This is a genomic window from Anaerotardibacter muris, assembly GCF_943192915.1.
Lineage (GTDB): Bacteria > Actinomycetota > Coriobacteriia > Coriobacteriales > Eggerthellaceae > Anaerotardibacter > Anaerotardibacter muris.
In genome coordinates this window covers 120,043-135,612 of record NZ_CALPCD010000005.1, presented here as the reverse complement: position 1 = coordinate 135,612, position 15,570 = coordinate 120,043, and the positions used below count along the sequence as shown (strand labels likewise).

11 protein-coding genes are annotated in these 15,570 nt (G+C 53.7%); 9 read left to right on the top strand and 2 right to left on the bottom strand.

Annotated elements, in window-relative coordinates:
• The first annotated feature begins 33 nt into the window (after window positions 1-33).
• Window positions 34-1,107 carry a ParA family protein gene (locus tag NFR25_RS05680; protein WP_420840610.1) on the top strand — a complete coding sequence of 358 codons (1,074 nt, stop codon included), beginning with the start codon at window positions 34-36 and terminating at the stop codon, window positions 1,105-1,107.
• Window positions 1,100-2,353: a ParB/RepB/Spo0J family partition protein gene (locus NFR25_RS05675; RefSeq protein WP_251198280.1), complete on the top strand. Its 1,254-nt coding sequence runs from the start codon at window positions 1,100-1,102 to the stop codon at window positions 2,351-2,353. Before NFR25_RS05680 ends, NFR25_RS05675 begins: the two co-directional genes overlap by 8 nt.
• A gap of 127 nt (window positions 2,354-2,480) precedes the next feature.
• On the opposite strand, the gene rlmN is transcribed toward NFR25_RS05675, so the two are convergent.
• Window positions 2,481-3,530 carry a dual-specificity RNA methyltransferase RlmN gene (gene rlmN, locus NFR25_RS05670; protein WP_251198279.1) on the bottom strand — a complete coding sequence of 350 codons (1,050 nt, stop codon included), beginning with the start codon at window positions 3,528-3,530 and terminating at the stop codon, window positions 2,481-2,483.
• A 141-nt stretch (window positions 3,531-3,671) separates the two neighbouring features.
• Between rlmN and NFR25_RS05665 the strand changes: the two genes are divergently transcribed.
• A complete protein-coding gene (locus NFR25_RS05665) occupies window positions 3,672-4,619 on the top strand; it encodes a D-alanine--D-alanine ligase family protein (RefSeq protein ID WP_251198278.1) in 948 nt (315 codons plus the stop codon).
• Between the two features lie 76 nt (window positions 4,620-4,695).
• Here NFR25_RS05665 and NFR25_RS05660 read toward each other — a convergent pair whose 3' ends face one another.
• The gene (locus NFR25_RS05660; RefSeq protein ID WP_251198277.1) at window positions 4,696-5,340 is read right to left on the bottom strand and encodes a hypothetical protein; all 645 of its coding nucleotides are present in this window, start codon (window positions 5,338-5,340) and stop codon (window positions 4,696-4,698) included.
• Between the two features lie 65 nt (window positions 5,341-5,405).
• Between NFR25_RS05660 and NFR25_RS05655 the strand changes: the two genes are divergently transcribed.
• From NFR25_RS05655 to NFR25_RS05630, 6 genes are all read left to right on the top strand, one after another.
• Complete coding sequence (locus NFR25_RS05655) at window positions 5,406-8,393, top strand: helicase C-terminal domain-containing protein (RefSeq protein ID WP_251198276.1); 2,988 nt, start codon at window positions 5,406-5,408, stop codon at window positions 8,391-8,393.
• Window positions 8,368-9,714 (top strand): hypothetical protein, encoded by a 1,347-nt coding sequence (locus NFR25_RS05650; protein WP_251198275.1) that lies wholly within the window; start codon window positions 8,368-8,370, stop codon window positions 9,712-9,714. Before NFR25_RS05655 ends, NFR25_RS05650 begins: the two co-directional genes overlap by 26 nt.
• Window positions 9,715-9,911: 197 nt before the next feature.
• Entirely contained in the window at window positions 9,912-13,493 is a 3,582-nt protein-coding gene (locus NFR25_RS05645) for a M28 family peptidase (RefSeq protein ID WP_251198274.1), read from the top strand.
• A 107-nt stretch (window positions 13,494-13,600) separates the two neighbouring features.
• Entirely contained in the window at window positions 13,601-13,753 is a 153-nt protein-coding gene (locus NFR25_RS05640) for a DUF5679 domain-containing protein (protein ID WP_251198273.1), read from the top strand.
• A gap of 263 nt (window positions 13,754-14,016) precedes the next feature.
• Window positions 14,017-14,451: a TIGR04076 family protein gene (locus NFR25_RS05635; RefSeq protein WP_251198272.1), complete on the top strand. Its 435-nt coding sequence runs from the start codon at window positions 14,017-14,019 to the stop codon at window positions 14,449-14,451.
• Window positions 14,452-14,742: 291 nt separating this feature from the next.
• Window positions 14,743-15,567, top strand: coding sequence for a protein-ADP-ribose hydrolase (locus NFR25_RS05630; RefSeq protein ID WP_251198271.1), 825 nt, complete (start codon window positions 14,743-14,745; stop codon window positions 15,565-15,567).
• Window positions 15,568-15,570 lie beyond the last annotated feature (3 nt).

The window sequence follows — 15,570 nt, the reverse complement described above, 5'->3', positions numbered from 1 at the left end:
ACTTTTTAGTGATAATTCATGAAAGGAGCGTTCGTGGGATTATTCGACAGTCTTAAACGCAACTCAAAACCAGCACCGACTCGCCCTAACGAACAGCAGGAATCGCGTACCGCTAACTCCCCAACCCAACGTTATGATGAAGTGAACGAAGCCGCTCAGGTTGTCGAGCGAGATGTTCACGCGTCTTCAGGTGCTGAGGAAGCTGCGGTCTATATCAAGGCGAGTGGTGATGCCCCCGCTCCTGTTCACGTAGAAGAAGAGGTTTACGCTGAAGAGCCTATCGAGCCTGCGAAGGCTTCGTATGTGGCATTTCGCGATAAGGGACCTGTCTCTCATATCATCGGCCAGACTAAGATCTTAGCGATCATCAATCAAAAGGGCGGCGTGGGAAAATCCACTACGGCAGTGAACTTGGCTGCTGCTCTTGGTGCAGCTGGTAAAGAGGTCTTGCTCGTCGATCTTGACCCCCAGGGCAATGCAACGAGCGGGTATGGCATCGACAAGCGCGATATTGATCAGTGTGTGTATAACGTACTGTTGGGGGAGACCCCGATAGAGGATGTGATCCTAGCCGAGGTTGGTAAAGGTGTGGACGTTCTCCCCTCTACCATCAGCTTGGCGGGTGCAGAAGTCGAGCTCGTGAACGAGATGGCTCGCGAAAACCGCTTGAAGAATGCGCTCGGTACGCTCCGTGGTCGCTATGACTATATCCTTATAGACTGCCCGCCTTCGCTTGGCTTGCTCACTATCAATGCGTTGGTGGCTGCTGATAAGTTGCTCATTCCTATCCAGTGCGAATTCTACGCACTTGAAGGTGTGACAAAACTTCTTGATTCGATGAAACGTGTCAAAAGCGTGCTCAATCCAAGCCTTGATATCTACGGAATCGTGCTTACCATGTACGATGCACGCACGAACCTTTCTAAACAGGTCGTGGACGAAGTTCGTTCGTTCTTCGGCGACACGGTCTTCGAGACGGTCATTCCCCGTACTGTAAAACTATCTGAAGCTCCAAGCTATGGTCAGCCGATCCTCGATTATGCTCCTGAGAACAAGGGTACCGAGGCATATAACGAGCTGGCACAAGAGGTGATCAAACGTGGCTAAACAGAAAAGTGGTTTAGGCAAAGGACTCGGAGCGCTCTTCAACGACGCTCCAAGTTATTCAAAGAGCGAAACACCAAAGCAGGAAAAGAAACCTGCAGCTGTTGAAGAGATCGTTGAAGAAGTAGTTGAAGCTCCAGCCGAGGTTGCCGACGCTCCTGTTGCTGAAAAGGAAGCGGCGGACATCTACATCTCTGAAGACGCGCTCGAGCACGCAAAGGTTGTCGAGCGTGAAGCTCGCCCGGCTAAGACCACCAAGACTTCTACAAAGAAACCATCGTCTTCTAAGCGTCCCGCTCCCATAGCTTCAAGCCAATCGGGCGCGAAAAAACGGGCTTCTGAGAACGCCTCTAACGCCAAATCGGCTTCTAAGGTAGGTGCAAGTTCGTCAAAACAGGCAGAACCGCTTAAAACGGCTCCTGTGGCTTCTAGCGCAAAAACGACCCAAAAAGACGAAAAGGGCAGTGTCGCAGAAGTTCCACTGGCCCAAGTTCATCCGAATCCGAATCAGCCGCGTACCAATTTCAAGCCTGAAGAGATCGAAGAGCTTGCTGCCTCGATCCAGCGCAACGGCTTGATCAATCCTATTCTCGTCCGTCGCATGGGAGACCAATATGAGATCATCGCGGGCGAACGTCGCTGGCAGGCATGTCGCTCTCTTGGCATGGAAATGATCCCCGTCCATTTTTGGACGGCAGACGAAGATGAAGCGCTCGAGCTTGCTTTGATCGAGAATATCCAACGTTCCGATCTGAACCCCATCGAAGAGGCGTATGGCTATAAGCGTCTTATGGAACGTCGCGGTATGACGCAATCTGAAGTTGCTCAGGCGGTTTCCAAGGGTCGTTCGACCATTGCGAACGCGCTTCGTTTGCTCGACCTGCCCGAAGAAGCTCAGCAGCTGTTGTTCGAAGAGAAGATATCTGCAGGTCATGCTCGTGCGATCTTGTCAGTTCCCACCGTTGAAGGTCGTAAATCCCTTACGAACAAGTTGATGGAAGAGAAGCTGAGCGTACGCGAGACCGAAGCTATCGCTCGGTTGTTGGCCGGTCGCGAGAAGAGCAAAGATGCTCCTTCCACGCGCGTTCCTGCTCCAGCAAGCTTCAAGAAGGCTGCTCGCAGCATGTCGAAAGTTCTTGCGATGCCAGTCCGTGTCAAGACCGTTCAAGGCAAGAATAAGATCGAGATCCAGTTCAAGGACGAAGACGAGCTACAGCGTGTTGTGGCTGTTCTTACCGAAAACGCCTAAGCGCATCGAACATAGACTGACCAAAGCCCCTGTTCAGGGGCTTTTCTTATGAAAGGGGAGTCTTTGGGATGCTTGCTCCTGACTCGGGGCTATAGGGCGAAGAGGAATCTGTCATGATCTGTCCAGTTCAAGAGAGGAGCTTGTTCTTGAGCTGTCCGCAAGCGCCATCTATGTCCGAACCGCGCGAGTTGCGGATGGTGGTCTCGATCCCAACACGGGTGAGCACGTTTTTCCAGTGGGTGATCATGTCCTTTGAGCTGGGCTTGAAAGCTGAATGATCCACGTCATTCAAAGGGATGAGGTTCACATGGCACATGATGCCACGAGAGAATTCGATCAAGGATTCGAGCGCCGCATCCGTGTCGTTCACCCCGTTTATCATCAAATACTCGAAGCTCACGCGACGACCAGTCTTTTCTTGGTAGAACTGCAAAGCTTGCTTGAGTTGGGGGAGGGTTTGAGCGCTGCAGCGTGGCATGAGCATGTCTCGGATGACTTGCTCAGCTGAATGAAGAGAAACGGCCAGCGTGTACTGATGAGGATCTTCTGCCAGGCGTTCTATACCAGGAATGATCCCGCAGGTCGAAACAGTGATGTGGCGTGCACCGATGCCGAAGCCCTTCTTTGAATTCAAGAGATCGAGCGCTTCGATCGTAGCGTCGTAGTTCAGGAACGGCTCGCCTTGACCCATCGAGACCACATGGGAAACACGAGCGTTGAAATCATCTTGGATGAAAGCGACTTGATCCACCATTTCCCCTGATGAAAGGTCGCGTGTGAGGCCTTCGGTGCCGGTAGCGCAGAATGCGCATGCCATGGGACAACCTACTTGTGTCGAAAAGCATACGGTGAGCGATCGCAGATCACCATCGGAACCTTCTTTGAAGACTGGAATGCCGACCGATTCCACGCGCGCTCCATCAGCTAGCTCAAAGCAATACTTGCGCGTTCCATCATTCGAGATCTGCTTGTCGATCAGCTTTGCTGGAATGAGCGGATAATCCTTGGCAAGTGCTTCACGAAAGGCTTTCGGCAGGTTCGTCATCTCATCATAGCTGGATGCCTGCTTCACGAAGAGCCATTGGATCAGCTGGTCAGCCCGGTATTTCGGCTGCCCCAACTGCTCGCATAGTTCATAGATCGCAGCAAATGAAAGTGATTTGATCGGTGTTGGCATGGGCTCCCGCTCGTAGTTCGAAGACAATTGCTAGGGCAATTATAAAGCGTAATAGGGCAGTGCCACGAGGTTTGTTATACTCAAAGTGTCCTTCGCGCTTCACAGCGCACCCAACTCAGCTCATCTCAGAAAGCGAGTTCAATGGCTGTCACGGTTATTCCTCAAGAAACGTCCGTAGCTCTTCTTGCTGGCGGCAAGAGCGGAGAGCGCGAGATCTCGCTCGCATCAGGCAAGGCTGTTCACGATGCCTTGGTAGAGGCAGGCTTCAACGTTACCCAGATCGATCCAGCAAGTAAGGATGACCTGGTAAGACTAGTGAGCGGGAACTATGACGTGGCCTTCTTGGCGCTCCATGGGAAATTGGGCGAAGACGGCACCATCCAAGGAATGCTCGAGATCCTCGAACTTCCTTATACGGGTCCGAATGTGTGGTCGAGCGCTACAGCGATCGATAAAGCGAAGACCAAGACCGTCTATGAACGAGTGGGCGTTCCTACGCCGAAGTCGATCTTGCTCGAAAGCCCGGATGATATGTCTGCAGAAGAGGTCGTGCGTGACTTCGGCACCACCTGCGTGATCAAGGCGGCCACTGAAGGCAGCGCACTGGGCGTATACCTGTGCGACGGCCTCGAGCAGATCGAAGAAGCGCTGGAAAATGTGTTCCAGATCGACGATAAAGTGCTGGTCGAAACGCTCATTGAGGGCGTGGAGTACACGGTCGGTGTGCTCGGGACGCAGCAGCCACAAGTGCTTCCCGTTATCCAGATCATTCCCATCAACGAATTCTACGATTTCGAATCCAAGTATGCCGAAGGCGGTTCCAAGCATGTTTGCCCTGCTCCGCTTTCTGATGAATTGACGCAAAAGGCCCAGGAAATAGCTCTTTTGGCGCATCAGGGTCTTGAATGTGAAGGTGTTTCGCGCACGGACCTGCTTCTGGATGAGAACGGAAACTTCTGGGCCCTAGAGACCAACACCATCCCTGGCATGACCGCCACCTCGCTTTTACCTGACGCAGCAAGCAGTATTGGCATGAGCTTCACAGACCTGTGCGTATATCTGATCGAAGACGCGCTCGCTAATGCGTAGTGCAGGGAAGCCCTATAGGGCGCCATGTAGCCAGTAGAAAAGATATTTGGCCGGAGATGTTTGGCTCGATGATCAGCTAGAATACGCCGCAAGATCGCATCGCGAAGATGATGGCAGCAACCACAACGATGATGAAACCCCAGCTTGCAACCGTGCAGCCTACTCGGCTCTTACGCGCTTGAGCAACCAGCTTGTCCGTAGAAGAGCGCTCGCTCTTCAAGATGATCGAACCTTTCTTCACCGAAGGCATTGGTACGCGTCCTGTAGGTACCCACGACCCTTTGCTCGAGAGAACGCGTGAGACGCCGTCTGCGCCTAGATCGATAGCGGGGCGGACTCCCTTTGCCAGTTGCTCTCCAATGGTCTTCACGAACGCGGAGAACGCTTCTTCGTGCGCTGGGTCATAAGCGAAGAGTGCGACTTGCCCCGAAAAGGTACCCGGCTTCGGCTCTTCTGTGAATATCACACAGGCGAGCAGCGCCACAACGCGCCAGCCCTTCGCTTCGTACACGTCGATCTTTTGCGCTATCTTCTCTGAAAGCACGCCCATGCGAAAGCCGAACGGATTCACGATCCATGCTTGGCGCTTCGAGCCAGAGTAATCCATTTCGATGGTGTAAGGGTCGCCAACCAGGTTGTCTGCACCCATGAAGCCTGAAGCCGCCTTGCGGTCGGGGCACGAAAAGTCAGTGTAGGTCCCGAAATATCCGATCTCTGACATGTTTTCTCCTCGGTCTCATCTGATAGTGGGCGGTCAAACTCCGTATAAATGATAGTCTTACCAGTATGGAAAAACAAAACAAGACCGCTGAGTCACGGCTTAAAACATACATTCTCGAAAATACCCCTGATCGCATCGTCGAGCGCTACGCTTCCTTGAAGGAATATGCCGAAGCGAACCAGTTCGGCGCGCTCGATGAAGACGTGGTGGTGCTCGATACCGAGACCACGGGGTTTTCTTTCAATCACGACGAGCTCATTCAGATCGCGGCTGCGCGCATGCGTTTTGGCGAGATAGTGGAGTGGTATGTCACCTTCGTGAATCCAGGAAAAGAAATACCTGATGAAGTTGCATATCTTACGAATATTCACGCTGAAGATGTGGCCGATGCGCCAGACCCAGATACCGCCCTTGCTGGTCTGGTCGACTTTGTTGGCGACTCACTGGTGGTCGCGCATAATGTGGGTTTTGACCGCACGTTCGTAACGAAGCGCAAAGCGGGCGAAGCGCTGAAGGATAACATCTGGATCGACTCGCTCGACCTAGCACGCATCGCCTTGCCACGGCTCAACTCCCATCGTTTGCTCGATCTGGTTCGCGCCTTCGGTGGAGCAGATTCGACCCACCGCGCCGATGACGATGTGGCTGCAACATGCCTGGTCTATCGCATCTTATTGGCTGCAGTGGCCAAGATGCCCGAATCGCTGGTGAAGCACATCGCGAACATGGCTGATGTCGAGCGCTGGAATACGGTATACGCGTTCAAGGAGCTAGCGAACCCTGATGCTCCTGATTACTCACTGGCCAGATCGCGTCGCGCAGATGTTGCTCTGCTCCAGCCTGAGAACAGCACGCAGCGACCAACGCTAGCATCATCCCACGATGAACCCTTGGAATGTTTCACAGAGAACATCGCTGAACAGGAAGAAGAGGGGGGTCGCCCGCTCAAATTCGTGAGCGATGAAGAGCTTGCTAATGCATTCGAACCGGGCGGGATCTTGGGCGGCCTCTACGAAGATTATGAGCCCCGCGAACCCCAAAAGCTCATGGCGCTTTCTATCCAGCATGCCTTGCGCACCGGTCAGAATGCCGCCATCGAGGCGGGCACGGGTGTTGGAAAGTCCATGGCATACTTGTTGCCGCTCGCTCTGCTCGCAAGGGAGAACGGTGTCACTACAGGTGTTGCTACGAAGACCAACACGTTGCTCGACCAGCTCATCAACAAGGAATTACCGCTGCTCAAGGAAGCTTTAGGCGTTACTTTCGCGTCGCTCAAGGGCTTCACTCACTATCCTTGCCTGCGCAAGATCGAACAAGTGAATGCTCGTGGTCCACAAGAGATCTTGGTGAACAATCAGATGGTCGATCAGGCGCCAGCTCTGGCCACGTTGCTCTCATTCATCGAGCAAACCGATTATGACGATCTTGATGGGCTCAAGCTGAATTTCCGCGCCTTACCGCGCTATCGCATCGCCTCTACGAGCACGGAGTGCTTACGCAGGAAATGTCCCTTCTTCGGCAAGACCTGTTTCGTTCATGGCGCCCGTGATCGGGCACAACATTGCGACATCGTCATCACGAATCATAGCCTACTATTCTGGGATGCGCGTTTCGAGCACGGCTTGCTGCCGCCCATTCGCTACTGGGTGGTCGATGAGGCGCACAACGCAGAAGAAGAAGCGCGCCATGCGTTCTCAACAGGTCTTTCGTCTGATTTCGTAAAGAGCATCATTCGGCGGTTGACCTCGGATTCCGCGCGCTATAATCCGCTCATTCGCGCAGAACGTGTGGAAGTGGGCCAAGAAGCTCATACGCTCTTATCCTCGCTGCTCTCGAAGGCGCGCAACGCTGGCGTGGCATTCGCTATCGCTGCCGAAGAGTATTGTTTGAGCGTGAAGGATCTCCTCTATTTCGATACGCGCAAGAAGAACCAAAGCTATGAATATCTTGATCTGTGGCTCAACGATGAGATTCGCGCCAGTTCTGTCTACCAAGGGGTAGTAGGCTGCGCGAAGTCCATGCTCGAGACGCTCGAGAAGATGATCAAAGCCATCCGCGATGTGGTCGCATATTTCGAAGAACTCGAACATTCTTCGGGCCCTCAGCGCGAGATCGCTCTGCTCGCTCTTGAATTGCGCGAGCTCTATGAATCGATTGAGACGATCTTCTTCACGAACAAGGACAATCGCGTCTATTCGGTGCGTCTCAATCGTTCGAAAGACCAGCTCAAAGACACGTTCTTGTCTCAACCATTGAACGTGGGTCAGAATCTGGATGAATCGTTCTATCCCGAGACCGATACGGTCATATATACCTCGGCCACGCTCTCGGTGGATAATTCGTTCGATTCTTTCGTGAATGCGCTTGGCCTTGCGAGCGATCCTGAAAAGCCCACCGAAGTGCTGCAGATCGAATCGAGCTACGATTTCGATACGAACATGCGCGTTTATTTACCCACCGACATGCCTGAACCGCAAGATTCGGCATATTTGCCCACACTAGAGCAGTTCCTTGCTCGACTGCATCTGGCACAGGGGGGCTCGATGTTGACGCTCTTCACCAATCGTAAGGAGATGGAGCGCTGCTTCGATGGTGTGAATCCCCAGATAAAGGCAGCAGGATTGCGATTGGTCTGTCAAAAATGGGGAGTCTCCGTGAAAGGTTTGCGCGATGATTTCCTCAAAGACGAACACCTGAGCCTTTTTGCGCTCAAGAGCTTCTGGGAGGGTTTCGACGCACCTGGATCGACCCTAAAAGGCGTGGTCATTCCTAAGTTACCTTTCGGTCTGCCAACCGATCCGCTCTCTTGTGAGCGCGAACTTCACGACAGTCGCGCTTGGTCGCATTACTCGCTTCCGCAGGCTGTCATCTCCATCAAGCAAGCGGTAGGAAGGCTCATTCGCACGTCTACCGATAAAGGCATCGTGGTGTTGGCGGACAAACGCCTGCTCACCAAGTCTTATGGGAGGAAGTTCCTCAATTCATTGCCCACCAAGAACATCGTTTCGTTGACCATGGACGAGATCATTGAAGAGATCAAAGCGCAACAATAACGAGCAGGACTCCTTGCATCTGGTCGAGATCTCGCAGGGCCGTCCCAACGAGATCTCTTTCAGCGTGCTCGATAACAAATCGGCACATTCGTCAAACGGTCGCGGTCTGTTCGCCCGTTTTCGTCGGAAGAACAAAGGCAGCTACGAAGGGTTCGGGCCTTCTATGGCGCTCGGTAGTGGCGAGAACGCCGCTCTCAAAGATGCGCTCACCAGCGATCAACAAGGCAATAACGCTCCGGCGACCCCAGTTCAGCAGGCAGCTTCCTCGCGGGGAAAGCATGCTCAGCCAGCGCAAAAGCGCTTCGGACGCAAACAAGAGGAAGTTCCTTTCTTGCCCAACGCATCGGGCTTCAGCGCTGAAGCTCATGCCGAGATCGGACGCAGGCAGAAGCGCCGTGCCCGCAGCCGCTTCATCAGCATGGCGCTGGTGGTGTTGGTGGTAGCGGTCCTTGCATCCATTGGCGGCACCTGGGCCTATCAGGAATACGAGAAGAACCGTTCGAACCGCGAGCTCATCAATGAAGCATGCTCCTACATCGAGCAGAGCGATCAGACGCTGGTCGCCATCGACGAATTCTTCTCGCAACCCTTCGGAGAGGACACCATTGCGCGTGCCGAAGAGCTCCAGTCTCAAATTCCTGGAGCGCTCGATCTGTTGCAAAAGGCCAAGACCTATGCGGATCGCGCCAATGATGCCATAGAGAGCACGAGTGCGGACAAGGAAGCGGCAGAGACCGCGCGCAATACCATTGTTTCACGTGAAACAATGCTCCAGCTTGCAGACCAGAAGCTCGCCGTTGACATCAATGCGAAGCGTTCGCTCGATGGAATGGAGCTGATGGAGACCAATATCGATGACGCGCAATCACTGCTCGCTCAGGGTGCGAGCGCGGTGAAGAACACTTCGCCCGAGACCGTCGCACAGTCGACCGAATGGCTCATGGAAGCTCGAACGAAGCTCGAAGAAGCTCAGACTGCACTGAATGAAGTGATCGAACGATTCCCTAACGGCGATTTCGCCATCTATACGGATTACCTGGCAAAACGTCTAGAGGAGATTGGATTTGGCTTGCTCTCGAACGAAGCGATCCTCATTCAGGATCGTCAGACCGCCGAGAGCAATAACGATCGGTACAACGCTGCAGACCGCGAGGCAGTCGAGCTGGCAAAATCGTTCCCCGATCCATTCGCGCAGCCTCTCATCGAAGCCTATACGCAGGAATCTGCGAGCCTCGATGAACAGCTTACGAAGCTCCGTAGTGACGTGGGTGGCTACGATTCCTTCCTGCGCTCATATCTGGGCAACGAGACCCAGAAATAGCATTCGCTCAGGCGAGGGAATGCACAGTAAAACCGCCCAAAACTCAAATTGAACAGATTCTAGTTCGAGGGTCGGTTGCATACCTAAATAGCGTATACTTGAAATCGTGTATTTTTTGCGCAAAGAACGTATCTCTTCGCCTGTTGCGAAGGGTTTGGGAATCAAGGAATTTGAGAAGAAGCACGAGAGGGCATTTTATGGCTGAAATGATGGACGATATCGCACATCTTTCCCAAGAAATCGGACCACGTCCCGCGGGCACGGAAGAGGAACAGCAAGCGGCCCTCTACATCGCGGACGAACTTCAGAAGAGCGCCGGCTTTTCCACCGTGGTCGAAGACGTGTCCTGTGCGTCGAACGGCAATACGGTTCGTCTCATCTGTTTCGCTGTCGCCTTCCTCTGTACCCTCCTTGCAGTCATCCTCCCCGTTCTTTCCATTCCTTGTTTCATCATCAGTCTGCTCATCGCAGTGCTCTTCGCGTGCGAAGCTCTTGGCAAGCCCATCCTTTCTCGCTTCTTGCGCAACGGCGTGAGCCAAAACGTTGTAGCGAAGTACAATCCCACCTCCATCGCGAACGCGAACAAGCGTCGCAAGATCATCTTGGTCACGCACTATGACAGCTCTCGCGTCCAGACTGAATATCAGGGTGTCGTTGGTCGTTATCTGCCCATCATCCGTATCGCTGAAGCCATCTCGCTGGTGGTCGCTCCGCTCGTGCTGCTCATCAAGATGGTGTTCTTCGCCAGTGAAGCTGGCGGATTCGCTATCGTGCTCACGGTGCTTCAGGTGCTTTGCCTTATCGTCATGGCTCTTCCGCTGGCAAGTGTTATCAAGACGCGTTTTTCGCCCTATAACGAAGCAGCCAACAATGATGCTGCAGGTGTTGCAGTGCTGCTCGATGTAGCGCGCACGGTCGGAAATGGCCTGGTCAGCGCTGAGGAAATGGCAGAGCGCGCTGAGCAAGCTGGCGTTGAGATCCACGGTGAAGAGGCTGCCCGCGAAGCGGGGGTCATGCCTGAAGATGTCGAAGTGACCTATCAGGTTCGCCCGCGTGATGCTCAGATGACTCCCGAAGAATCACTGGCTGCTGCGAAGGCGGCCATCGCTGCATTGACGGGCAAGCCAGTAGCAGACAAGGTCCCGCTTTCCGATATTTCGTCGCGTTTGGTGCAACATGGTGAATTCTTCGACACTGAAGAGGATGTGGCAGCAGCAGCTCCGCACTTCGAAGTGGAGGAGGAAAATGAGGCCCGCCTCTATACCCCTCCTCGTCAAGACGCCGCCTCTGCAAATGCTCCTTCATCAGCGGCTCCAGCTGCAAAGTCTACCGAATCCCAAGCATCTGCTGCAGCAGGTTCTGAAGAGACCGAAGCACCCGAATCGTTCGTGCGCGAATCCGTCGAAGCTCTTCAGCCAGGCTTGACTGGCATGGACAGCTCCTATCAGAAGCAGGTTCCTTCTTGGGCAAAGGCTGCTCAGGAAAAAGCACACGCTAACAAGCCCGATCTGGCAAACGCCTCGAGCGTTTCCCGTTCTCGTTTCGCGGATGCGCCTGCTGCGAAGATGTCCGATGCAGCACGTCGCCGCGACAATACGCCCGGTACAGTCTTCGATCGTGCCGGCGAAGCTTCTGAAGCAACGGACGAAGAGAATGTTGCGCGTGAAACGATCCAGCAGCCTGAATCAGAGTTGTCCAAGCGATTGGCCGCTCTGCGCAGCGAGATCGATAGCGCCGCTGATGCTGCAGCCCCAGCTTTGAAGGCTGAAGTGGCCGAAGAGGTTGTCGTTGACGACCAGCCAGTTTCAGCCGAGCCTGTTTTTGTAGAAGAAGAGATCCAAGAAGATCCAGTGCTCATCGAAGACGTTGAGCCTCACCGCCAAACTACGGTCGAGGTCATCGAGCAGGAAGAGGCACGCACCTCCGCTCGTGCTCGTTCTTCTCGTCGTTCGGCCCAGAAGAACAATATCGGCGGATTCTTCGGCCGCGCATCGAGCATGGTCAATAGTGTTTCGTCCAAGGTCGCGAACCTCAAGGGTAATCGCGGTCATGAAGATGATGTATATGATGAATACGACGAATACGAAGACGATGTAGTGCTCGTCGAAGAAACGTTCGGCGACGTAGAGGGCCACACGGTATCGATGCCGCCGATCGATGTCATGCAAATTGAAGACGACCATGCTATCGAAACTGTTGCGCTAGACGAAGCGGTAGCTGAAGAGACCTATGAAGATCAGGGTGCTGAACAGGAGATCTACGAGGAGGAACCTGTTGTTGCTGAAGCGCAGTTCGTCGAGATCGAGCAGCCCGCAGCCGAACCCGTTTCTCCGATCATGGGCATGGAAGAGATGACCTCGGATCTGCCTCAGATCCAGCAAGAGACCGTTACTACCGAAGACGACGACCAGCCGGATCGTCACGTTATCGTTCTGCCTGATGTTATCGCTCCCGTTGCGAACAATATGGAAGGAGCCAAGCAGCGTGCTCCTATGGCTGCGGATCCTGATAGGACCCAGCCGCAGGCTCCAGCGCTCCTTTCCAATATGCTTCCCCAGATCGGTGACGATGGTGCACCTGTGCGCGTGAGCACTGGTGTCGAAACTGTTCAGAGCCGTACGGTAGTGAAGCCGCTTGGCGGTCTTGACCTGCCCGATTTCAATACCAACGATTTCGAGCGCATCGTTCCCGAGACGGTAACTTCTGTCCAGTCCACCCTTACCATCCCTGCGATCCCTCCCATCGAGGATGCGACCGCCGCAGCTGGTTCAGCAGGTAGCACTGGTTCATTCGCTACGGTCACCAATGAACTTGTTGAAGAGAGCGTTAGCGAAGCCGACTTCGTAGAAGACGCCGATGATTCAGTCTTCGAAGAAGGCTTTACCCAGACGGGCGCTTTTGCAGGTCCTGACTACGTGGAGATGCCGCAATCTCGCGTTGGTCGTTTGTTCGGCCGCTTCGGAAAGAAGAAGAAACAGCAGGAAGAGCAATCGATCCGTGAATGGGTCGATGTTGATAGCTCCTACGAAGCTCGCGCAGTGGGCAAGGAGCGCGGCAGCTGGGAAAGCTTCCGCAACGAAGACGAAACTGACATCTTCGAGATGGACTTCGAAGAGACCGATGATGGTCGCGATTGGAATGGCGGTGCGTTCTCTTTGCAGAGCCTGCGCAATCGTGTGAGCGGTACGCCTGAAGATGCCGATGTCGAAGTCGATGAATTCGCAGAGATTGGCGTCGTGCAAGGTCGTGGCTCGGTCAAGCGTTCTGTTCCTAAGGACGTGAAGATCACCGAAGAGATCAATAACGAGATGCGCTTGCTGCGCGATTTCCGCCACCCCGACATCGATACTGAAGTGTGGTTCGTTGCGCTTGGCGCTGAAGAGGCGCTCAACTCTGGTATGCGCGCGTTCATCGATGAACATCATGATGAACTGAAGGGCGCGATCATCGTGAACCTTGAAGGTCTTGGTGCAGGTCAGTTCTCGTTCATCGATGAAGAAGGCGAATACCGTCCCACTAAGGTGTCCTCACGTATGAAGCGCCTGCTGCGTCAAGCATCAGAGCGTAGCCGCGTTCCCTTCGAGACCAGCAAGCTGCTTAGCCGTAATACCGCAGCTCACGTGGCTGCTCAGCGTGGTTTTCAGGCTATGACGTTGGCTGGCATGGACGACAATCAAACGGCTTATTATGCAAGCCTGAGCGATACGCTCGAGAACGTTGAGCCTGCCACCTTGGAGCAAAATTCTCGCTTCGTGCTCGAGTTGCTCAAAAGCGTTTAAGTAAATACCGAAATTACGCTTGTAATACCTGGTCAAAACGCTACAATGGGTAATGCATATTGAACATGTCTTAATTCGAGACACCAATCCATGGAAAGAGGTTTTTTATGGCAGTAGTTGGTTATTGCGTGAAGTGCAAAGGCAAGAAGGAAATGGTCAACCCTCAGGAAGGCGTTACCAAGAACAACCGCATCATCACCAAGGGCACCTGCCCCGACTGCGGCACCAAAATGTCTCTCATCGGCGGTCTCAAGAAATAGCTCTAAGCCGCTGATTTCATAACAAGAAAAGGACGACTTCGGTCGTCCTTTTTTATTGGGACACTTCGGGGACAGGTCCTATTTTGCCCCGGACACTTTGGGGACGGGTCCGTTTTTGTCCCGGACAGTTCGGGACCTGTCCCCAATTTGTCTGGGGCGGGTTTACCCCCAGCCTCGAGCTGCTTGCGTTTGGGGTATGCTAATGATGACCAGAGAGTGACCGCCCATAGCAGCGGTTATTGCGTGATCATGAAGGAGCAGCCATGCAGCATCAATGCAAGATAACGGTTCTTGAGACAAAATGCTTTTCTGATCTGCAGGAAGAATATCTTGCGAACCCGCAGAGCGGTCCGTGTCCGTGTTTCAAGGTGGGGGATGAGTTCCTGTTCCAGCGCACGTCTGAACACGACGACTACTATCATCTTGGCATTGGCACGCGTTTGAGCGACGGCGGAAATTGGCCCTGCGGTGAAGCATGGGATGCCATCAATCGTTATATCTACACAGCACTTCAGGGTGGATCGATCATGCATCAGTGGACGCGCGATGAGCGCTTGATGATCGGTTGCTGCAATGATGGTACGCGTCCGGTCGTCTTCAAGATCGAACGTATCGATATTCCTGAAACTGAAGAAGAAGCCGAATGGCTCGCCAAACAAGACTTCACTAACAATCCTGAAGACGCTTACGTAGGCTAAAGTACGCAAGCTCAGGCCGAACACTTTAGGGACGGGCCAGAGGTCCCATTTGGTAATTCTGGCCTGTCCCCATTGTGTCCCGGACACTTTGGGACACTTTGGGGACGGGTCCGTTTTTGTCCCGGACAGTTTGGGACCTGTCCCTGATCTGTCTGGGATAGAGCCTTTAAGTTGGACTCTTTATGTGAGGACTAGGCGTGAGACTAACATTCAAGTGTGAAATGGTGTAAAGTAGCATATACTTTGATATCAAAGTAATTTGTCAATCAACAGCTGCGAAAAGAGGATCGCATGCAGCAAGAAGAAAAGACCGAACTTGCGCGTTGGCTTACGCACCATCTTGTTAACGAATTTCGTGAACATGGTATGGCAGTGCCGAGCGATGTTGTGCATATCGCGGCAGACCCGAATGCCACGTTCGAGCATTTGTGGCTTTCGTTCCGAGCGCTCGTTAACATGCGGCCCGCTCGGCCTACCACCTGCGAGTTTCTCGTGAAACAAGACCTCTTGCTGGCAGCCATGATCAACGACGCAGGCATCACTACGCTTGCCGCCGCCGAACCTGCACCTGAAACTGAACGCATTCGTTTGTGGCGCGGCGACATCACCACGCTGGCTGTTGACGCCATCGTGAACGCTGCGAACTCGGGCATGACGGGCTGTTGGCAACCGCTTCATTACTGTATCGACAACGCAATCCATACGTTCGCTGGTATCCAGCTGCGCGCTGAAATGGCTGAGCTCATGCAAGCGCAAGGTCATGAGGAGCCCACTGCCCATGCGCGCATCACTTCGGCATACAATCTGCCTGCCAAGCACATCGTTCATACGGTCGGCCCGATCGCTAGCGGACATCCTACCGACCAGCATCGTCGTGAGCTTGCGCAATGCTACACTGCATGCCTCGACCTTGCAGAGGCCAACGGTTGTCTTTCCATCGCGTTTTGTTGCATCTCCACGGGCGTCTTCGGCTTCCCGCAAGAAGAAGCAGCTCGCATTGCGGTCGACACGGTTCGCGCTTGGCTCGCTAACCATCCTGGATCTTCGATCATCGTTGTGTTCAATGTGTTCGGCGAAGCAGACGAGACCATCTATCGCACCATCTTGAATATCTAAGGA